The 19,344-nt window shown below is 70.8% G+C and carries 19 protein-coding genes; 13 read left to right on the top strand and 6 right to left on the bottom strand.

What is annotated here, in order from left to right; translation table 11 throughout:
• Nucleotides 1-178: 178 nt before the first annotated feature.
• The gene (locus tag CRP49_RS11440; protein WP_097253274.1) at nt 179-2,281 is read left to right on the top strand and encodes a serine/threonine-protein kinase; all 2,103 of its coding nucleotides are present in this window, start codon (nt 179-181) and stop codon (nt 2,279-2,281) included.
• A 129-nt stretch (nt 2,282-2,410) separates the two neighbouring features.
• Entirely contained in the window at nt 2,411-3,946 is a 1,536-nt protein-coding gene (locus tag CRP49_RS11435) for a substrate-binding domain-containing protein (RefSeq protein ID WP_097253273.1), read from the top strand.
• Between the two features lie 16 nt (nt 3,947-3,962).
• Here the strand turns inward: CRP49_RS11435 and CRP49_RS11430 are convergent, their stop codons facing one another.
• On the bottom strand, nt 3,963-4,712 hold the full coding sequence (locus tag CRP49_RS11430; RefSeq protein ID WP_097257309.1) for an SLATT domain-containing protein: 750 nt from the start codon (nt 4,710-4,712) through the stop codon (nt 3,963-3,965).
• Between the two features lie 275 nt (nt 4,713-4,987).
• On the opposite strand from CRP49_RS11430, the gene CRP49_RS11425 reads away from it, so the two are divergent.
• The 3 genes from CRP49_RS11425 to CRP49_RS11415 are packed head-to-tail and all read left to right on the top strand — an operon-like array spanning nt 4,988 to nt 6,642.
• Nucleotides 4,988-5,332 carry a YbaB/EbfC family nucleoid-associated protein gene (locus CRP49_RS11425; protein ID WP_094215804.1) on the top strand — a complete coding sequence of 115 codons (345 nt, stop codon included), beginning with the start codon at nt 4,988-4,990 and terminating at the stop codon, nt 5,330-5,332.
• A gap of 55 nt (nt 5,333-5,387) precedes the next feature.
• The gene (recR, locus tag CRP49_RS11420) at nt 5,388-5,987 is read left to right on the top strand and encodes a recombination mediator RecR (RefSeq protein WP_033524560.1); all 600 of its coding nucleotides are present in this window, start codon (nt 5,388-5,390) and stop codon (nt 5,985-5,987) included.
• Entirely contained in the window at nt 5,980-6,642 is a 663-nt protein-coding gene (locus CRP49_RS11415; protein WP_097253272.1) for a DUF5063 domain-containing protein, read from the top strand. The genes recR and CRP49_RS11415 overlap by 8 nt, the downstream gene beginning before the upstream one ends.
• A gap of 15 nt (nt 6,643-6,657) precedes the next feature.
• Here CRP49_RS11415 and CRP49_RS11410 read toward each other — a convergent pair whose 3' ends face one another.
• Entirely contained in the window at nt 6,658-7,377 is a 720-nt protein-coding gene (locus tag CRP49_RS11410) for a sulfite exporter TauE/SafE family protein (protein WP_097253271.1), read from the bottom strand.
• 157 nt (nt 7,378-7,534) lie between these two features.
• On the opposite strand from CRP49_RS11410, the gene CRP49_RS11405 reads away from it, so the two are divergent.
• The 4 genes from CRP49_RS11405 (at nt 7,535) to CRP49_RS11390 (ending at nt 10,036) form a co-directional block, all read left to right on the top strand.
• On the top strand, nt 7,535-7,969 hold the full coding sequence (locus tag CRP49_RS11405; protein WP_306459733.1) for a Uma2 family endonuclease: 435 nt from the start codon (nt 7,535-7,537) through the stop codon (nt 7,967-7,969).
• Nucleotides 7,969-9,123 carry a bifunctional class I SAM-dependent methyltransferase/NUDIX hydrolase gene (locus tag CRP49_RS11400; RefSeq protein WP_097253270.1) on the top strand — a complete coding sequence of 385 codons (1,155 nt, stop codon included), beginning with the start codon at nt 7,969-7,971 and terminating at the stop codon, nt 9,121-9,123. Before CRP49_RS11405 ends, CRP49_RS11400 begins: the two co-directional genes overlap by 1 nt.
• 112 nt (nt 9,124-9,235) lie before the next feature.
• Complete coding sequence (locus CRP49_RS11395; protein WP_097253269.1) at nt 9,236-9,418, top strand: hypothetical protein; 183 nt, start codon at nt 9,236-9,238, stop codon at nt 9,416-9,418.
• A 111-nt stretch (nt 9,419-9,529) separates the two neighbouring features.
• Nucleotides 9,530-10,036: an SgcJ/EcaC family oxidoreductase gene (locus CRP49_RS11390; RefSeq protein WP_097253268.1), complete on the top strand. Its 507-nt coding sequence runs from the start codon at nt 9,530-9,532 to the stop codon at nt 10,034-10,036.
• Here CRP49_RS11390 and CRP49_RS11385 read toward each other — a convergent pair.
• Both CRP49_RS11385 and CRP49_RS11380 read right to left on the bottom strand, forming a co-directional pair.
• On the bottom strand, nt 10,002-11,366 hold the full coding sequence (locus CRP49_RS11385) for a HAMP domain-containing sensor histidine kinase (RefSeq protein ID WP_097253267.1): 1,365 nt from the start codon (nt 11,364-11,366) through the stop codon (nt 10,002-10,004). The two genes, CRP49_RS11390 and CRP49_RS11385, sit on opposite strands and share 35 nt — an antisense overlap.
• Nucleotides 11,363-12,049, bottom strand: a complete 687-nt coding sequence (locus CRP49_RS11380) for a response regulator transcription factor (protein ID WP_097257308.1) — start codon at nt 12,047-12,049, stop codon at nt 11,363-11,365. Before CRP49_RS11380 ends, CRP49_RS11385 begins: the two co-directional genes overlap by 4 nt.
• A 208-nt stretch (nt 12,050-12,257) precedes the next feature.
• On the opposite strand from CRP49_RS11380, the gene CRP49_RS11370 reads away from it, so the two are divergent.
• The 4 genes from CRP49_RS11370 to CRP49_RS11355 all read left to right on the top strand — a co-directional run bounded on the left by CRP49_RS11370 (nt 12,258) and on the right by CRP49_RS11355 (nt 16,828).
• A complete protein-coding gene (locus tag CRP49_RS11370) occupies nt 12,258-13,529 on the top strand; it encodes an aspartate kinase (RefSeq protein ID WP_097253265.1) in 1,272 nt (423 codons plus the stop codon).
• The gene (locus CRP49_RS11365; protein WP_097253264.1) at nt 13,526-14,599 is read left to right on the top strand and encodes an aspartate-semialdehyde dehydrogenase; all 1,074 of its coding nucleotides are present in this window, start codon (nt 13,526-13,528) and stop codon (nt 14,597-14,599) included. Before CRP49_RS11370 ends, CRP49_RS11365 begins: the two co-directional genes overlap by 4 nt.
• Nucleotides 14,600-14,921: 322 nt before the next feature.
• Nucleotides 14,922-15,611, top strand: coding sequence for a SigE family RNA polymerase sigma factor (locus tag CRP49_RS11360; protein WP_097253263.1), 690 nt, complete (start codon nt 14,922-14,924; stop codon nt 15,609-15,611).
• Between the two features lie 143 nt (nt 15,612-15,754).
• Nucleotides 15,755-16,828, top strand: a complete 1,074-nt coding sequence (locus CRP49_RS11355; RefSeq protein WP_097253262.1) for a hypothetical protein — start codon at nt 15,755-15,757, stop codon at nt 16,826-16,828.
• Nucleotides 16,829-16,858: 30 nt separating this feature from the next.
• Here CRP49_RS11355 and CRP49_RS11350 read toward each other — a convergent pair whose 3' ends face one another.
• A complete protein-coding gene (locus tag CRP49_RS11350) occupies nt 16,859-17,662 on the bottom strand; it encodes an SURF1 family protein (protein ID WP_097253261.1) in 804 nt (267 codons plus the stop codon).
• Nucleotides 17,663-17,746: 84 nt separating this feature from the next.
• The gene (locus CRP49_RS11345) at nt 17,747-19,306 is read right to left on the bottom strand and encodes an FG-GAP-like repeat-containing protein (protein WP_179851584.1); all 1,560 of its coding nucleotides are present in this window, start codon (nt 19,304-19,306) and stop codon (nt 17,747-17,749) included.
• Between the last annotated feature and the right edge of the window lie 38 nt (nt 19,307-19,344).

Here is a 19,344-nt window from a genome sequence, read left to right as displayed (position 1 = left end):
GTAAATGTCCGGGATGCGGACGCGACATCGGCGTCTTGTTCCGTGGGCGGGGGGTTTCCGCGACAGGTTGTCGAAGACACCGCCGTTACGGAACCGTAGACACCGGGCCGCGCGGCTCCCCGTGCGACCGCACTATTCTCGGTCCGTTGCAGACCTATGGGGGGAAGGCGGCGCGAGGATGGACAAGCTGGGACCGGGGGATCCGCAGCAGATCGGGGCGTACCGGCTGCTCGCGCGGCTCGGCGCGGGCGGTATGGGGCATGTGTATCTGGCCCGGTCGGACCGGGGCCGTACCGTCGCCGTGAAACTGGTCCGCGAGGAGCTGGCCGAGCAGGAGGAGTTCCGGGCGCGGTTCCGGCAGGAGGTGCAGGCCGCGCGGCGGGTCGGCGGGTACTGGACCGCGCCCGTGCTGGACGCGGACACCGAGGCCGCGGTGCCCTGGGTGGCCACCGGGTACGTCGCCGGGCCCAGCCTGCAGCAGGTCGTCTCACACGATCACGGGGCGCTGCCCGAGCGGTCGGTACGGATCCTCGCGGCGGGGCTCGCGCATGCGCTCACGGACATCCACGCGGCGGGGATCGTGCACCGGGATCTGAAGCCGTCCAACGTGCTCGTCACCATCGACGGGCCGCGGGTGATCGACTTCGGGATCGCGCGGGCGATGGAGACGATGGCGGGGGACGGGCTGACCCGTACCGGGTCGTTGGTGGGGTCGCCCGGGTTCATGGCGCCGGAGCAGGTGCGGGGGGATCGGATCACGCCTGCGTGTGATGTGTTCTGCCTGGGGTCCGTGCTCGCGTACGCCTCCACCGGTGTTCTGCCCTTCGGCGGGGCGAACAGTGGGGTGCATGCCCTGATGTTCCGGATCGCTCAGGAGGAGCCGGATCTGGAGGGGGTGCCGGAGGGGATCGCGGATCTGGTGCGGGACTGCTTGAAGAAGGACCCGGCTTCCCGGCCTTCGCTGGAGCGGATTCTGGAGCGGACGGGGGCGGGGGACACGGTGGCCGGGGGGCGGTCTCGGGATCCTTGGCTGCCGGGGGCGTTGGTGGCGCAGTTGGGGCGGCATGCGGTGCGGCTGCTGGACACGGAGGATCCGGCTTCTGATGCGTTGCCGGGTGCGGGTGCGGGTGCGTCCGGGGGCACCCGGCCTTCGGCCGGGTCTGGGTTCCCACCCGCACCACCCGTGCAGGAATCGTCGTCGGGTGCGGGTGGCCCTGGTGGGGCGGACGCGCCGTCGGCGGGTGCGGCTGGTTCTGGTGGGGCGGGTGCGCCGTCCGCTGGTGCGGGTGCGTCGGGCGGGGCGGCTGTGGCCCCGGGGGTGCCTGCTCCTGCTTGGGTGGTTCAGCAGGGGGGTGGGGGGTCGCCTGAGCATGCGGCTGCTGCCGATGACGGGTCCGTGCCGCCGCCCACGCCCGCGACCCCGAGCCGGCCGGGCCCGTCTGCTGGAAGTGGTGCGCCCGTCAATCATCTTCCGACCATGGTTTCCGGGCAGACCCCGCCGCCTGCCCCTCCTCCCGCCGCTCCCGGGTACGGTGCGCCCGGCCCGTACGGGTATCCGCAGCAGCCCCAGCAGCATCCTCAGCCGCCTGCTGCCGCCTATGGCTACCCGCAGCAGCCGTACAACCCCTATGGGGGTGGCGGGCTCGGCTCGACCCCGCCCTATGGGCCGCCGCCGGTCGGGGTTCCGCAGCAGCCTGAGCGTAGGAACGGGCGCTCCACCGCGCTGCTCGTCGTGATCGCGCTGGTGGTGGCGTTGGGCGCGGGTGGGTCGGTGTATGCGCTGATGAACCGGGGTGGGACCGACGACAAGGGCGGGGGGACGGTCAGTCCCGCGCCGACCGTCACCACCACCGCGCCGGGCGGCGGCAGCTCGCCGGCACCCAATCCCACGACCTCGGCGCCGTCCCCCTCCGCGCCCACGGACGGTGTGATCCCGGACGGCTACCTCGGCACCTGGGAGACCACGATCGACAACTCCAACGGGAGCAACACCCGTCAACTGACCATCCAGCAGGGGAAGGTGGGGGACACCGTCCTCACGCTCGTCGCGGACGGGCCCACCGACGGCGGTGGGACGTACCACTGCGTGTTCGAGGCGCAGCTCACCGAAGAGCCGGGCACGGACGGGCCGTTGGAGATCGGACCGTCGTCCGTCACCTCCGGTGAGCCGATCTCCTCCTGCTCGCCGGGCGAGGCGACGGAGGTCACGCTGCTGTCGGACGGGCGGCTGAAGCGGGTGAAGAAGAGCGGCGGGGAGAGCCTGACGTACACCAAGCAGTGAGGTGAACTCGGCCTCCTGCTAAGGCTGTTGAACGTTGGGCGAACTTCGGCCGACGCGTCCGGTTCGTCCCCTCCTGGGCGCGTACCGTGACCCCACCATCCGGCTCCGGGGAGTGGCGGGGGCACCCACATGGAGTGGCTGAGCGCGGAGAACGTCGTCGCCGTCGGCACGGCGGTGCTGGGCATCGTGGCGTCCGCGGGCATGGTCTGGTACGAGCGCCGGGTGCCGCGCCGCAAGCGGGTCGGCTACCGCGTGCAGATGGACAACCCCATCGGCGACGAAGTCCGCTCGGGCCGAGCCAACCGCCGGCTCGGCCTCTTCCTCTTCGACGGGGCACCGGACACGAGCGACGCGACGCTCGTCCTGCTACGCATCGAGAACGACGGTTCGCAGGGCATCGACCGCGACGACTACACCAGCCCCGAGCGGCACGGGCTGACCGCGGTGTTCACGGACCGTACCGTGCGCGGTGTCTCGGTCACCCAGCCGACCGACACCGACCACCTCCTGGACCACTTCACCGCCGAGCGCGGCTTCGGGTACGAGGGCAACACCCTGCGCATCCCGCGCGTCCCGCTGAACCGTGGCGACCACTTCAAACTGCTCGTGCTGCTGTCCGGCGGGGACGTCGGCCGGGAGATCCGGATCGTCGGCGGGATCCGGGAGGGCGAGGTCCATCCCAACCGCAGCGCCACACCCGACGACAAGCCGCCGCTGTTCAGCCGTGCGTCCCGGCTCATCACCATCATGCTCACGGTGTGCGTGGTGACCCTGGCGGCGATCGTCGTGGCCCGCGACGACACGCCACCGCCGATCGGCTGCGAGAAGGGCGCGCTGACCGTGACGGGGTCGACCGCGTTCGAGCCGGTGATGCGGGAGGTGGCGAAGCGGTACGAGGAGGACTGCGCGGGAGCGACCGTCACGGTGGATCCGCATGGATCGACGGCGGGTGTAAGGGAGTTGGCGGCGGCCGGCGCCCAGGCGAAGGGGCAGGGCTCACCGCCGTTGATCGCCCTCTCCGACGGCCCCAAAGCCGCCGACATGCCGGAGCTGCGCGAGAACCGCATCGCGCTGTCGGTCTTCGCGCTGGTCGTGAACGACGACGTGGGCCTGACGAACCTCTCGACGGCGGACGTACGACGCCTCTACCAGGGCGAGATCACCAACTGGCGACAGCTGGGCGGGCGTTCGCTGCCCGTGCACCTGGTCAGCCGGGACGCCAACTCCGGTACCCGGCAGGTCTTCCAGCGGCGCGTCCTCGGCCGGGGCGAGATGGCGAACTCCTCCGTCGACTGCGTCCACAAGGACTACCCGACGGCGCCGGTGACCCGCTGCGAACTCGACTCCACGGACCAGGTGCTGACCGAGGTGGCCCAGCTCCCCGGCGCGATCGGCTACAGCGAACTCAACCTGGCCACCCGGGCGAAGGGCCTCCACGTGCTCTCCCTGGACACCAACGCCCCCTCGGTCGACGCCATCGAGCACGGCCACAGCCCCTACCCCTACCGCGAGATCGAGTACGCCTACACCTACGGCCAGCCGCCTGCCAACTCCCTGGCGTCCAGCTTCCTGACGTACCTGTCCCGGGGGAGCGGCCAGGAGATCATCCGCACGCACGGCCATGTCCCCTGCTGGACTCCGGAGGGCATGAAGCTATGTGCGTAGCTGCAGCGCAGGGCGTCTATCGAGGCTCAGGCGGCCGCTGCCGGGGCATGTTCGGGCGCGTCCCGTTCGCCGGTGGCAGTGGAAACCTCCCCACCGGCCCGCCCCCCTCCGCCCGCACTCCCGACGCCACCGCCGCCTGGATACCCAACGGCGCCGACCCCGTCCGGAACTCCACCATCCAGTCGGCCGTCTCCGTCCGCACCAGCTCCAGGACGTCCTCGGAGAACCGCCGCAGAACCCCCAGACACCGCTCCGCGGCCTCACTGGCCGTCCCCTCGGCCGGCCCCAGCACCTCCCGCACGCTCTCCGACGCCCAGTCGAACTGCAACGCCTGCAACCGCCGCTGCACGGCCTGCGCGGTCGCCACGTCCCTTATCCACCCGGACGTGACCCCGAAGAACCGGTCGACCGCGACACACGCCACCGCGAGCATCAGCGCCAGATACCCCCAGGCCGCCACCCCGCCGACCACCCCGGTCAGATCCAGCAACGGCAGCGCGGCTCCGCACACCGCCCCCGCCGCCGCCCCGGCCCGCAGCGCCCGCGCCCCGCGCCGCTTCCACACCCGGTCCGCGAGATACCAGGACGCCGTCTGCATGGCCCCCCGCTCCACCCACCGGTACAGCTCGTCGAGCCGCTCGGCGGGCTCGCCCCAGTCCCCGAGCGGAAGCGACCGCCCGGTCAGATCGCCCGGCCGCAGCCCGGCCGCATCCTCGCCCCACCCGTCCTGAGGCGGACCCTCGGGCTGCATCTCCGGCTGACCCACCCGGCACTCCCTACTGAACACGACACCGAACACGGCACTGAACATGACCGGTCACATTGCGTGACATTGCATGCCGACGCGCGCCACCCTTCCTACCGCCCAATGGGTGGCGGGGGCGTAGCTTTCCCTGCTTTTCCGCCCGGAAGAGGGCCTTGATCAGGTATAGGCCTGCCCTTGCTGTCACTCGAAAGAGTGGCGGGGCGATGGTCGCGTAGACCACGTAGGCTCGTGCACAACGGAAGACGACGGAGCAGACGTAGAACCAGGAGCTGATCGTGATCCCCGGTGGTGGCCAGCCCAACATGCAGCAGTTGCTCCAGCAGGCCCAGAAGATGCAGCAGGACCTGCAGCGGGCGCAGGAGGAACTGGCGAACACGGAGGTCGACGGGCAGGCGGGCGGCGGCCTGGTGCAGGCCACCGTCACCGGCGCCGGCGAGCTGCGCGCGCTGAAGATCGACCCGAAGGCGGTGGACCCGGAGGACACCGAGACCCTCGCCGATCTGATCGTGGCGGCCGTACAGGCGGCCAACGAGAACGCGCAGACGCTCCAGCAGCAGAAGCTGGGCCCCCTGGCGCAGGGCCTGGGCGGCGGCAGCGGCATTCCCGGCCTGCCTTTCTAAGACGGGCCGTGGCCAACTACCGTACGTACTGAAAGACTCCAGGAAGGGCAGTCCGTTGTACGAAGGCGTGGTTCAGGACCTCATCGACGAGCTGGGGCGGCTGCCCGGCGTCGGTCCCAAGAGCGCGCAGCGGATCGCCTTCCACATCCTGCAGGCGGAGCCGACGGACGTCCGGCGGCTCGCCCAGGCCCTCCTCGAGGTGAAGGCGAAGGTCCGCTTCTGCGCGACCTGCGGCAACGTGGCACAGGAGGAGCTGTGCAACATCTGCCGCGACCCGCGCCGCGACCCGTCGGTCATCTGCGTGGTCGAGGAGCCGAAGGACGTCGTGGCGGTCGAGCGCACCCGTGAGTTCCGCGGCCGCTACCACGTCCTCGGCGGCGCGATCAGCCCGATCGAGGGCGTCGGCCCCGACGACCTGCGTATACGAGAACTTCTCGCGCGGTTGGCCGACGGGACGGTCACGGAGCTGATCCTGGCCACGGACCCGAATCTGGAAGGCGAGGCCACGGCCACGTACCTCGCCCGCATGATCAAGCCCATGGGCCTCAAGGTCACCCGCCTGGCCAGCGGCCTCCCGGTGGGTGGCGACCTGGAATACGCGGACGAGGTCACCCTCGGCCGCGCCTTCGAGGGGAGACGACTCCTAGATGTCTGACGCCACGCTGCACGCGACCGGTCACAATCCGGACGACTTCGCGGTCCAGATCGCGGACCAGGTCGAGAGCTTCCTGGTGGCCGTCTCAGAGGTGGCGAAGGGCGACGAGCCGGACTCGGCGGTGCCCTTCCTCCTCCTGGAGGTCTCCCAGCTGCTCCTGGCCGGCGGCCGCCTGGGCGCGCACGAGGACATCGTCCCCGACGAGCGCTACGAGCCCGACCTGGGCCCCGAGCCGGACGTGGACGAACTCCGCGAGAACCTCGCCCGCCTCCTCGACCCCATCGACGTCTACTCCGAGGTCTTCGACCCCTACGAGCCCCGGAAGGCCCCCGTCCCGGCCCGCATCTCCGACGACCTGGCCGACGTCGTCACCGACCTCCGCCACGGCATGGCCCACTACCGCGCGGGCCGCACCACGGAGGCCCTGTGGTGGTGGCAGTTCTCCTACTTCTCCAACTGGGGCGGCACCGCCTCCGCCAGCCTCCGCGCCCTCCAGTCCCTGGTCGCCCACGTCCGCCTCAACCAGCCCCTGGAAGAACTCGACGGCCTCGACACCGACCAGGCCACCCTGGGTGACGAGACCCTGGAGTTCGAGGCGGGCAAGGTCATGGCGGAGGAGATCGGCGGGCCGCTGGGGATGCGGCCGGCGAAGTAGCGTGCCTGGGGGTGCTCACAGCCCCCACAGGCCCTTCGTCAGCGTCGTCGCCCCACCCGCGAGCGCGAGCAGCAGCACCAGCAGCCGGGCCCGCGGCTCGGGGACCCGCCCGGCGAGCACCCGGCCGATCAGCGCCCCCGCCGTCATCGCGGCGACGGCCGAGACCCACTGAGCCGTCGCCAGCCGGGGTGTCCCGTTCGCGGCGACGGAGAAGGCGTTGACCAGGACGCCGTAGAACTGCGCGTTGGGCACGAACTCCCGTATGGTCCAGCCGGCGTTGACCGCGTAGAGGGAGACGGGCGGCCCGCCGACGCCCGCCGCGGAGTTCATGAAGCCGCCCACCGCACCGGCCGCGACCGCACCTCGCACGCCTCGCAGCATCGGCACCCGCGCGCCCCGCATGACCAGCAGGACCGCACACGTGACCAGGCCGCCCATGAGCAACAGCAATGCGGGCTCCGGCAGTTGGCGGGTCAGCCAGACCCCCGCCGGAACCGTGCACGCCGCGGCGACGCACAACGGCACCATCGCCCGCGGCCGCACCTGCCGCCATCCTCCGGCGAGGCCCACCACACTGATGGCACCGGCGGAACAGTTGGCGAGTGTGACCCCGTCGCCCGCCCCGAGCAGCAGCACGAGCCCGGGCACGGCGACCAGCGCGAACCCCATCCCGGTGACCCACTGCACGGTCGAGCCGAGCAGCACGATCGCGGCGAGCAACAGATCACTTGTCACAGCCCGGCAGTCTTCAGCCGCCGACCGGCGTGATCAAGGGCTGGCCCGGAGCTTGAGCCTCGGGCTTCGAGCCCTTCTCCCGGGGTCTGGAAGGGGTGGAAAACCAACCCAACCAACCAAGCCTGTAGGTGAGTTGAGTGGGCGCTACCTCTAAAGAGTGACGTTCCGTGATCGGCTTGCGTCGGAATGTAATGGCGCTCTAGGTTCGCGGCACATAGATCGGCCCCGGTCGGTGCTGCAACACCGGCTCCGGCGCGCTCGTGCGGACGCAGTACTGGTGCCCAAGGGCAGCCTCAAGGGGCAGGGGGAGTGGTCGGAGGCCGAAGGTGTGCTCATGGCGGTGGAGATCACTTCGTACGACTCCGACACCAACCAGCGCGACCGGGTCGAGAAGCCTGACGGCTATGCGGCAGCCGGTATCCCCGTCTACCTCCTCATCGACCGTGACGACTGCTCCGTGGTGGTCTTCAATCAGCCGAAGGACGGCCGCTACCGTCACGAGGAGAAGCTGCCCTTCGGTGCCTCCGTCCAGCTTCCGGACCCGGTGAACATCACCTTGGACACCGAGCCGCTGAAGGAGTATGCCGACTGATGCCCGGCCCCGAAGAGATCAACGCCGAAATCTGGCACTCCTACGGGACTCACCACCTTCGGCGCGGCACACCCCTGCCCGAGCTGGACCGGATCGCCTGGGGCCCCGGAGGGGCCGGGCCGGGGGACGAGGTTCTCGGGGATCTGGCGGGTCGGCGCGTGCTGGACCTCGGCTGCGGTCCGGGCCGACATGCCGCGCATCTCGTCCGTGCCCACAGGGCCATGCTGGACGCGGTCGACGCCTCGGCCAGCCAGCTCGAGCGGGCCCGTGCCCGCTACCCGGATCTGCCTGGACTCCGGCTGGTCCACGCGGACGGCGTCGAGCACCTGCGCACGGCGGCGCCGTACGACGTCATCTACTCTCTCAGCACCCTCCACTTCCTCGACCCCCACCGGCTACTGCCCGCGCTGGCCGCGGCCCTCAAGCCGGGGGGCCGGCTGTGCTTCACCGTGCTGCACACCAACTCTCAAGGAGACGGCCCTGATTCGGCCGTCACTCCCCGGCCCGAGATCCTGCGGCTGGCCGGTGGCGGAGAGCTGACCGGGCAGATGTGGGTGCTCACCCCGGAACTCTGGGAGGACCTGCTCGTGCAGTACGGGCTGCGGGTGGAGGACGTCGCCGTCCTCGACGCTCCCGAGGAGGGCAACCATGCGTCCTACCGGCTCTTCCAGGCCCGTCGGCCCGCCCGCATCACCGCCCGCCCCCGCACCGCCAAGCCGCCGGTGGCCCACGCGGCGGCCGGGGTCGGCGCCGTACTGCTCGGACCCCGTGGGCTGCTGCTGGGCCGGCATCGGCGGGGGACGACCGAGTTGCCCGGCGGGACCGTGGAGCCCGGTGAGTCGCTGGAGGAGACGGTGGTCCGCGAACTCGCGGAGGAGACCGGGCTGTTGGCCGATCCGTCCGATGTCCGGCTCCTGGGAACGCTGGTCGACCAGGTCGACGGGGTGGTCCGGATCACCTTCGGCGCGCTGGTCACCGCCTGGCGCGGTGAACCGGCCGACCAGCCGGACGAGAGCGTCGGCGACTGGCGTTGGTGGCCCCTGGACGCGCTGCCACCGAACCTCTTCGAATGCAGTGCCCAGATCCTCACCGCCTGGCGTCCCGACCTCCCGATCGACCATCCGCCGGCCCACTTCACCCCGTTCGCCGAGTAGCGGTGTAGCCGCCTACACCCCCGTTCCGGGAGTGCGCTCCCTCGTTTCGAGATCCGTGAGCCGGGATCGTTGATCTCGTCAGGTCAGCGAGACGTGAAACGAGGGAAATCGAATGAAGTCGCTGCTCAATTCCAAGCCCGTTCTGTGGTTTCTGTTTCTTTTCAATGCCGTCGTCGCCGTTGCCGCGCCTTTCGTGGCCGACGGGGCGCAGGGGGTGGCGACCGCGGTCGGGATGGGCGTCGTGTCGGCCGGGGCGGGGGTCGGTCTCGTGAAGGGGAGAAAGGCCGTCGGCTGAGAGATTGGCGAAGTGCTGGACGTCCCCTGTACGTCCACTGGACGGGCCCTAACCGGTGCGAAGCGAGGCTGGAAGCACCTCGAACAAGGCGACCTCGCACTGGAGTTAGCGATGAACAGCAAGAGCCGTAACACCCGTATACGTGCCGCCGTCGTCACCGGCGCCGCCCTGGTCACCGCCGCTTCCGTCACCGCCGGTGTCAGCGCGGCCGGGCCGCGGCCCGAGGCGAAGCCCAGCAAGGCCCAGGTCGCCTCGCTCTTCGACCGGTGGAACGCCGCCCTGCAGACCGGCGACCCGGAGAAGGTGGCCAAGCTGTACGCCGCCGACGCCGTCCTGCTGCCCACTGTTTCCAACAAGATCCGTACCGACCACGCCCAGATCGTCGACTACTTCGAGCACTTCCTGGCGAACAAGCCGGTGGGCAAGAAGGTCCGGACGATCGTGAACGTGCTCGACCGGAACTCCGCCCTCGACACCGGGATCTATCGGTTCACCCTGACCGACCCCAAGACCGGCAAGAAGCGGGTCGTGGAGGCCCGTTACACCTACGAGTACGAGAAGCGCGGCGGGCAGTGGTTCATCGTCAACCACCACTCTTCGGCGATGCCCGAAGGGTGATCGACACGCACAGGCCGCCGCCCGGGGCGTCCCGCAGGGTCACCGCGCCGCCGTCGTCCGTCACGAGTTGTCGTACGACGGCCAGGCCCAGGCCCGAACCCGAGCGGCCGGTCAGGCCCTGGCCGCGCCAGAAGCGGTCGAAGGCGCGGGACTTCTCGGCGTCGGTCATGCCGGGGCCCTCGTCCAGGATGGAGAGGGTCACCTCGTCGGGGCCGGACTCCACCCGCACCGTGATCGTGCCGCCGTCGGGTGAGACCTCCAGGGCGTTCGAGAGCACGTTGTCCAGTACCTGGTCCAGATGACCCGGGCTGGCCAGCACAGTCGGCCGGCCGTCGGCACTCCCCCTGAGAGCGATGTGGACTCCGCGCTCGTCGGCGGCCGGTCTCCACACCGAGAGGCGTTCGCGCACGATGTCCCCGAGGGGGAGCGGTTCGGCCGCCGTGACCTTCGCCTCCGCGCGGGCCAGCACCAGCAGGCCGTTGACCAGGCGGCTCATCCGGACCACCTCGGCCGTCGCCTGCTCCACGTCCTCCCGGACGAACTCGTCGTCCACGCCGTCCGCGATGTTGTCCAGGGACAGGCGGAGTGCCGTGAGGGGGGTGCGGAGTTGGTGGGAGGCGTCGGCCACGAAGATGCGCTGGGACGCCACCAGCGTGTCCAGGCGTTCGGCGCCCTGGTTGAGGGTGCGGGCCAGGGTCTGTGTCTCCGGCGGGCCGGTGACCGGGGAGCGGGCCGTGAGGTCGCCGTCGCTGAACCTGCTCGCCATGTCGTTGAGCTGGCGCAGGGGGCGGGTGAGGCGGCGGGCCACGATCGCGCCGATCAGGGCCGCCACGGCCAGGACGGCGACCGCCAGCGTCGCCCTAAAGCCCCAGATGATCCACAGCCTGTGGGTGAGGCTGCCGGTGGAGTAGACGATGCGTACGGCGCCCACCACCCGGTCGCCGTCCTTCGCCGGGACCGTGACCACCAGCCGGGGGCCCCAGATGAAGTTCGAGCCCCAGTCGGTGGTCGACCTGCCGTCGACCAGCGCATGCGTCAGGGCCGTGTCCTGCCGGGGGCGGGGGAGCGGGGTGGTGCAGGCCGCCGTCGACGTGGCCTGGACCTCGTCCTGCATCTCCTCGGCGTACGCCCGGCCCAGCTCGGCCAGCGCCCGGCAGGAGGCCGGGTCGCCGTTGGCCAGCAGCAGCGCCATGGTGGTCGCCTCGCGCCGCACGGACTGCTCGGTGTCGCCCCGCAGCTGTGCGGTGAGCGTGAACGCCACCGGCACGGTGAACAGGCCGATCGCGACCGCCACCAGCAGGATGTAGCTCCAGACGAGCTGGCGGATCATGCCGTGCCGCCGGAGTCCTCATGCACGAGCAGGCGGAAGCCGACCCCGCGTACCGCCTCGATCGTGATCGCCCCGGCGAGTTTCCGGCGCAGGGCGGCCACATGCACGTCCAGGGTCTTGGTCGGGCCGAACCAGTTCGCGTCCCAGACCGCCTCCATGATCTGCTCGCGCGACATCAGCGCGCCCGGCTCCTCGGTGAGGAAGGCGAGCAGGTCGTACTCCTTGGGAGCCAGGGCGACCGCCACACCGTCCAGGTGGACGCGGGCCGCCTTGCGGTCGACCGTGAGGCGGGGGCCGTAGCGGTCGGGTCCGGCCGCCGCCTCCGTACGGGGCTGGACGCGGCGCATCACCGCCCGTATGCGGGCGATGACCTCGCGGACCCCGAAGGGCTTGGAGACGTAGTCGTCGGCGCCCAGCTCCAGGCCGACCACCCGGTCCGTCTCGTCGCTGCGCGCGCTGATCACGATGATCGGCACGTCCCCGCGGGCCCGCAGCGCCTTGCACACGTCCAGGCCGTCGGTGTCGGGGAGCCCGAGATCGAGGAGTACGACGTCGTAGGGGGCCGAGTGGGCCAGTGCGGCCGCGCCCGTGGTCACCCACTCCACCTCGAAGCCGTACCGCTTCAGGCCGCGCCGCAGCGACTCGGCGACCGGTTCGTCGTCTTCCACCAGAAGTACGCGCACGCCCCGCACCCTAATGCTTGAAACTTAATCCACAGGAGCCGCTGTGAGCCGGGGCACGTTTCGCGTGCCGTGCCGTGTGCTGGGCAGGTTCCGGTCGCGAGCGCGTCGACCTCCCGCCGCCCGATGTCTCACCATGCGGGAGCAGGGGGGTGGATTTCGGACGCTCGTTAGACTGAGCCGACACAAACGAACCGAGCGAGGAGCGCACGTGGGCCTTGTCGTGCAGAAGTACGGAGGTTCCTCCGTAGCCGATGCCGAAGGCATCAAGCGCGTCGCCAAGCGGATCGTGGAAGCGAAGAAGAACGGCAACCAGGTGGTTGTCGTCGTTTCCGCGATGGGCGACACGACGGACGAGCTGATCGATCTCGCCGAGCAGGTTTCGCCGATGCCTGCCGGCCGGGAGTTCGACATGCTGCTGACCGCCGGAGAGCGGATCTCCATGGCCCTGCTGGCCATGGCGATCAAAAACCTGGGCCACGAGGCGCAGTCGTTCACCGGCAGCCAGGCAGGCGTCATCACCGACTCGGTCCACAACAAAGCCCGGATCATCGACGTCACCCCGGGCCGGATCCGCGAGTCCCTGGACAAGGGCAACATCGCGATCGTCGCCGGGTTCCAGGGCGTCAGCCAGGACAAGAAGGACATCACCACGCTGGGGCGCGGTGGGTCCGACACCACGGCCGTGGCGCTCGCCGCAGCGCTCGACGCCGAGGTCTGCGAGATCTACACCGACGTCGACGGCGTGTTCACCGCCGACCCGCGCGTGGTGAAGAAGGCGAAGAAGATCGACTGGATCTCCTTCGAGGACATGCTGGAGCTCGCGGCCTCCGGCTCCAAGGTGCTGCTCCACCGCTGTGTGGAGTACGCCCGCCGCTACAACATCCCGATCCACGTCCGGTCCAGCTTCAGCGGACTGCAGGGCACGTGGGTCAGCAGTGAGCCGATTGGGGACATCAAGGTGGAGCAGGCCATCATCTCCGGTGTCGCGCACGACACCTCCGAGGCCAAGATCACGGTCGTCGGCGTGCCGGACAAGCCGGGTGAGGCCGCCGCGATCTTCCGGACCATCGCCGATGCCGAGATCAACATCGACATGGTCGTGCAGAACGTGTCGGCGGCCTCCACGGGGCTGACCGACATCTCCTTCACGCTGCCGAAGACCGAGGGCCGCAAGGCCATCGACGCGCTGGAGCGCAACCGCGCGGGCATCGGCTTCGACTCGCTGCGCTACGACGACCAGATCGGCAAGATCTCCCTCGTCGGCGCCGGCATGAAGACCAACCCGGGTGTCACCGCCTCCTTCTTCGAGGCGCTGAGCAACGCGGGCGTGAACATCGAGCTGATCTCGACCTCCGAGATCCGCATCTCGGTCGTCACCCGTGCCGACGACGTGCCGGAGGCCGTGCGCGCCGTGCACACCGCCTTCGGGCTCGACTCCGACACCGACGAGGCCGTCGTCTACGGAGGCACCGGCCGATGACGGGCAAGCCGACGCTCGCGGTCGTGGGAGCGACCGGAGCCGTCGGCGCGGTCATGCTCCAGATCCTGTCCCAGCGCGCGGACGTCTGGGGCGAGATCCGTCTGATCGCCTCCCGGCGCTCGGCCGGCCGCAAGCTGGCCGTGCGCGGGGAGGAGGTCGAGGTCGTGGCCCTGACGGAGGACGCCTTCGACGGCGTCGACATCGCCATGTTCGACGTGCCCGACGAGGTCTCCGCCGAGTGGGCGCCGATCGCCGCCGCGCGCGGTGCGGTCGTCGTCGACAACTCGGGCGCCTTCCGGATGGACCCGGACGTGCCCCTCGTCGTACCCGAGGTCAATCCGCACGCGGTGCGGCGCCGGCCGCGCGGGATCGTCGCCAACCCCAACTGCACGACCCTGTCGATGATCGTCGCCCTGGGCGCGCTGCACGCCGAGTTCGGGCTGCGCGAGCTGGTGGTGTCGTCGTACCAGGCGGTGAGCGGGGCGGGCCGGGCCGGCGTCGAGACGCTGCGGGCCCAGCTGTCCCTGGTCGCGGGGACCGAGCTGGGGACCAAGCCCGGTGACGTACGGCGGGCCGTCGGGGACGACACCGGGCCCTTCCCGGAGCCGGTCGTGCTGAACGTCGTCCCGTGGGCCGGGTCGCTGCGGGAGGACGGCTGGTCGTCGGAGGAGATGAAGGTGCGGGACGAGTCCCGCAAGATCCTCGGACTGCCGAAGCTGCCGGTCGCCGTGACCTGTGTCCGGGTGCCGGTGATCACCACGCACTCGCTCACCGTCCACGCCCGCTTCCAGGGCGAGGTGACCGTCGACGGCGCCCGCGAGATCCTCGCCACCGCGCCCGGGGTCGTGCTCTGCGACGACCCCGCCGCCGGTGAGTTCCCCACCCCCGCCGACGTGGTGGGCACCGACCCGACCTGGGTCGGGCGGGTACGGCGGGCCCTGGACGACCCGACCGCGCTCGAACTCTTCGTCTGCGGCGACAACCTGCGCAAGGGCGCCGCGCTCAACACCGCGCAGATCGCCGAGCTGGTCGCCGCGGAATTCAGGGGCGAGGTATCCACCCGCGGATAAAACGTTTGTAGGATCCAAGTAAGAAATGTGGCCGGGAGCATGGTCCAAACCACTTGAACCGCGCTCCACGGCGACAGAGGATTTTCCTCCCCGTTCCTCGCAACCGCGCGAGGGGCGGGGAGCGTCTTTGCGGTCACCTTTGCGGGGCGTGGGACGTGAGGATCCTGGCGTGGGGACGCCGTGATCGGGGCGTGGGGACGCCCGTTCAAATGGGACATAAGGGAAGAGCGGGGCGCATGACGGCAGTTCAGGCACCGTCGGTTGTCGCACATGTGACGCCCGGCACGTACAACCCTGGCGGGGGGAGACGTGTCCAACAGGCGTGGCAGAGGTACTCGAACTCAGTGCGGCCCGCGGCACCGCGGCGCTCCGGCCGCCCCGCGCGGCGCTCCGGCCGCGCATTCCCGGCGGCATGCCGGTGATCGCGCCCATGCCCGCAGCGCGGCCCGCCCGCATACCCAGTCAGCGCGACGGCTCCGACGACACCGCGGTCACCGCCACGGCGGACACCGAGGTCGCCGGCACGACCGTCGACCACCTCACCGAGACCTACCGGGCGCACTACCGCTCGCTGCTCGGCCTCGCCGCGCTCCTCCTCGACGACACCGCCTCCTGCGAGGACGTCGTCCAGGAAGCCTTCATCCGCGTCCACTCGGCCCGCAAGCGCGTCCGCGACCCCGAGAAGACCCTCGCCTACCTGCGCCAGACGGTCGTCAACCTCTCCCGCTCCACCCTGCGCCGGCGCATCCTCGGCCTGAAGCTCCTCTCCAAGCCGATGCCGGACATGGCGAGCGCGGAGGAGGGCGCGTACGACTCGCTGGAGCGGCGCGACCTCATCAAGGCGATGAAGGGCCTGCAGCGCCGCCAGCGCGAGGTCCTCGTCCTGCGCTACTTCGCGGACATGACCGAGGCCCAGGTCGCCGAGACGCTCGGCATCTCGCTGGGCTCGGTGAAGGCGTACGGCTCGCGGGGCATCGCCGCGCTGCGGGTGGCCATGGAGGCATCGGCATGAGCGAGCACGCCGAAGGGGGCGATACCCATGACGGCCATTCCCACGAAGGCCACTCCCATGGACGCCATGAGCCCTATGCCTGGCACGAACCGACGAAGCAGCACGAGCAAGACCACACGCAATCGCACGCTGGGAACGGAACTGTGAACCACGGCCCCGACGAAAAGGGCCCCAAGGGGCTCGGCCCGGGCGGGCTCGACTCGGACGAGCTGGACCTGCGCCGACTGCTGCACACCGCGGTCGACGACCTCGAACCGCGCACCGGCACGCTGGACCACCTGCGCCGCGCGGTGCCCGCCCGGCGCGCCCGCAAGCGCCAGGCCGCCGTCGGCATGGCGGCCGCCGCCCTGTTCATCGGCACCGCGGTCCCCGCGCTCATCCACGTCTCGAACTCCGGCGGCACCGACCCCAACACCGCCATGGCCGGGCAGACCTCCCAGGCCCAGGGCGGCGCCACCCAGGGGAAGAACCCCGACGGCGGCTCCAGCAGCGTCGGCGGCTCACACGGCAAGACCCCCGGGCCCGGCAAGGACACCAGCAAGGGCACCGAGCCGGGCAAGACCGGCGGCAACGGCACCGGTTCGACCGGCGGCGCCGACCCGTCCTCGACCCTGGCCGCGGGCGCCCCGGTGTGCACGGCGGCCCAGCTCGGCTCCGCCACCCAGACCGTCGACGCCCCCGACACCACGGGTGTCGTCTACGGCACCTTCCGCGTCACCAATATCTCCACCGCCAGCTGTACCGTCGGCGGCCCGGGCACGGTCGGCGTCGCGGCACAGGGCGCCGCGGACCCCGCCAAGGTCCTCAGCGCCCGGCATGTGGCCGGGGACGCGGCGGCCACCCTGCCCGACCCCTCGCTGGAGGTCGCGGCGCTGGTCCTGCAGCCGGGTGCGGCCTACGAGGAGAGGTTCGCCTTCGTGCCCTCCGAGACCTGCCCCACCACCGGTGGCTCCACCACCACGGGCGGCACGGACGGCGGCAGCGACCCCTCGCCCGACCCGACGCCCACCCAGGACGCCGGCGCCACGGGCGGCACGGACACCGGCGCCACGTCCTCCGGCACCACCACCCAGCTCGTCACCGAGGACGGCGGAACGGCCGACGGCAGTGTCCTCGTCACCCACACCGGGCAGGGGGGCTCCCCCTCGATCCAGGCGACCGTGCCCAACGCGTGCGCGGGGACGGTGTACTACACCGGGGTGCTGGCGGGGCAGTAGGCCTCGGAGGGTGCGCGGGGCCAGTAGGTCTCAGACGGTGCTCGGAGCGGACGCGCTCTCCTGCTCCTGCTCCTGCTCCGGCACCAGGCCGAGCGCCGCGTCCCGATGGAACTCCACCTCGCGGCGCAGCAGCCGGAACCACATGAAGACCACGAAGCCCGCGAAGACGAACCACTCCCCGGTGTAGCCGAGGTTCTGGAACGCCTTCAGGTCGAGACCGGTACCGGGCGGCGCGCTCGCGGGCACGGCCTTCATCCCCGCGTCGGCCCGGTCGAGGGTGACCCAGGCGTCGTACAGCCTGTCCGGCACCAGGTTCACCAGCGAGGCCGCGCTGATCGCCGCGGTCTGCCCGGCGGGCAGCCCGCCCTGGGCGCTGACCCCGTTGTCCCCCGGGGTCTCGGAGGCCTGCAGCGCGCCGGTGACGGTGACCTCGCCGGCGGGCGGGGCGGGCGCCTTGGCGGGGTCCGCCTTGCCGGGCAGCCAGCCGCGCACCACGGGCAGCGCCTTGCCGGAGTCGGTGCGCAGCAGCGTCAGCACGTAGAAGCCCTGCTTGCCGTCCAGCTCCCGGCCCGGTACGAGCAGCTGCTTGCCGTACCGGCCGCTCGCGGTGACCCGCCGTCCCGAGGTGCTCTTGTCGACGGGCAGCATCCGGGCCAGCGGACGGGCCGACTCGTGCTGGTCGGAGGCGGCCTGCTCGGTCGCGGCGCGGTGGTCCTGCACTCGCCCCTCGAACCGGCTCAGCTGCCACGACCCCATGAAGACGCAGAACGGGATGGCGAGCAGCACGAAGACGTTGATGCCCCACCAGCGGGGTGTCAGCAGAAACCGGTACACGCCTTCAACGGTACGGGGCCGCGGTGGAGGGCCGGGGCCGGGGGTCCGGCCACGGCCCGCATTCCGCGGCGCCCTCACCTCACCTCAGGGGCAACCGGCACCGGCGGCGGGGTTGGTGCAGGTGTTGTGGCCTGCGCCGCCGTCGTTGGAGTTGGTCCCGGTTCCTCCGTCGAGGCGGTCGTTGCCGTTGTTGCCCTGAAGGGTGTCGTCGCCGTTGCCGCCGTTGATGGTGTCGTTGCCGTCGTTGCCGATCAGAGTGTCGTTGTTGTCGTCACCGTTGATGGTGTCGTTGCCGGTGCCGCCTTCGATGCGGTCGTTGCCGGCGTTGCCACTGAGCTTGTCGTTGCCCGCGGCGCCGCAGATCAGGTCGTTGCCGCCGGCGCCGTCGACGGTGTCGTTCCCGGCCAGGGCGAAGATCACGTCGTTGCCGTTCGTGCCGGTGATGTTGTCGTTGCCGTTCGTACCGGTGATCGTGGGTGTGGCGGTCGCGCAGCTGGCCGGTGGTGGCGGCGCGGTGGCCAGCAGGACCGACACGTTGTCGCCGAACAGGTTCGCGGTGGCGAGGTCGGGGCGGCCGTCGCCGTTGAAGTCACCCGTCGCCACCGCATGCGGGCCGTCACCGGTGCCGTAGTTCTGGGCCGTGGCGAAGGTGCCGTTGCCGTTGTTCAGCAGCACCGACAGGTTGTCCACGTTCTGGTTCGTGACGGCGAGGTCGCGGTTGCCGTCGCCGTTGAAGTCGCCCACCGCCACCGATTGGGGTGCATCGCCGACGCCGTAGTCCACCGCTGTGGCGAAGGTGCCGGTGCCGTTGTTCAGCAGCACCGACGCATTGTCGCTGGCGACGTTCGCGGTGGCGAGGTCGGGCGCGTTGTCGCCGTTGAAGTCGCCCACCGCCACCGAGATCGGGGCGTCGCCGACGCTGTAGTTCACCGCTGTGGCGAAGGTGCCGGTGCCGTTGTTCAGCAGCACCGACACGTTGTCGCTGCTCTCGTTCGCGGTGGCGAGGTCGGGCGCGTTGTCGCCGTTGAAGTCGCCCACCGCCACCGAGATCGGGGCGTCGCCGGTGCCGTAGCTCACCGGCGTGGCGAAGGTGCCGGTGCCGTTGCCGAGCAGCACCGACACGTTGTCGGTGGAGAAGTTTGTGACGGCGAGGTCGCGGTTTCCGTCGCCGTTGAAGTCGCCCACCGCCATCCCTTGGGGCGCGTCGCCGGCGGCGGAGTTCACCGGCGTGGCGAAGGTGCCGTTGCCGTTGTTCAGCAGCACCGACACGTTGTCGTCGTTGAAGTTCGTGGTGGCGAGGTCGGGCACGTTGTCGCCGTTGAAGTCGCCCACAACCACCGTCGCCGGGCCGTCGCCGACGCTGTAGTTGACCGCTGTGGCGAAGGTGCCGCTCCCGTTGTTCAGCAGCACCGACACGTTGTCGCCGATGACGTTCGCGACAGCGAGGTCGGGGCGCCCGTCGCCGTTGAAGTCGCCCACCGCAACCGAGAACGGCCCGTCGCCGGCGCCGTAGTTCACGGCCGGGTCGAAGAGGCCCTGGGCGTGAGCCGAGGGAGCCATGACCATGGCGGCGGACAGCACCACTCCGGTCATGCCCGACAGCACCCGCGCCCGCCGACGGGCCGTCGGCCAGGCAGCCCGCATCAGGGACACCAGTTTCCCCGCCGCTCCAGAACACCGCG

Origin of the sequence: Streptomyces sp. Ag109_G2-15, assembly GCF_900215565.1 — a bacterium.
In the GTDB taxonomy this organism is placed as follows: Bacteria; Actinomycetota; Actinomycetes; order Streptomycetales; family Streptomycetaceae; genus Streptomyces; species Streptomyces diastatochromogenes.
This window is presented reverse-complemented; position numbering and strand designations above follow the sequence as displayed.

Excerpts from the sequence above, each read along its gene's own strand:
- CRP49_RS11400 (WP_097253270.1), top strand. The coding sequence starts at position 7,969 with ATGCCCGGCCCCGAAGAGATCAACGCCGAAATCTGGCACTCCTACGGG.
- CRP49_RS11385 (WP_097253267.1), bottom strand. The coding sequence starts at position 11,366 with ATGATCCGCCAGCTCGTCTGGAGCTACATCCTGCTGGTGGCGGTCGCG.
- CRP49_RS11390 (WP_097253268.1), top strand. The coding sequence starts at position 9,530 with ATGAACAGCAAGAGCCGTAACACCCGTATACGTGCCGCCGTCGTCACC.
- CRP49_RS11440 (WP_097253274.1), top strand. The coding sequence starts at position 179 with ATGGACAAGCTGGGACCGGGGGATCCGCAGCAGATCGGGGCGTACCGG.
- CRP49_RS11415 (WP_097253272.1), top strand. The coding sequence starts at position 5,980 with ATGTCTGACGCCACGCTGCACGCGACCGGTCACAATCCGGACGACTTC.
- CRP49_RS11365 (WP_097253264.1), top strand. The coding sequence starts at position 13,526 with ATGACGGGCAAGCCGACGCTCGCGGTCGTGGGAGCGACCGGAGCCGTC.
- CRP49_RS11395 (WP_097253269.1), top strand. The coding sequence starts at position 9,236 with ATGAAGTCGCTGCTCAATTCCAAGCCCGTTCTGTGGTTTCTGTTTCTT.
- CRP49_RS11435 (WP_097253273.1), top strand. The coding sequence starts at position 2,411 with ATGGAGTGGCTGAGCGCGGAGAACGTCGTCGCCGTCGGCACGGCGGTG.
- CRP49_RS11345 (WP_179851584.1), bottom strand. The coding sequence starts at position 19,306 with ATGCGGGCTGCCTGGCCGACGGCCCGTCGGCGGGCGCGGGTGCTGTCG.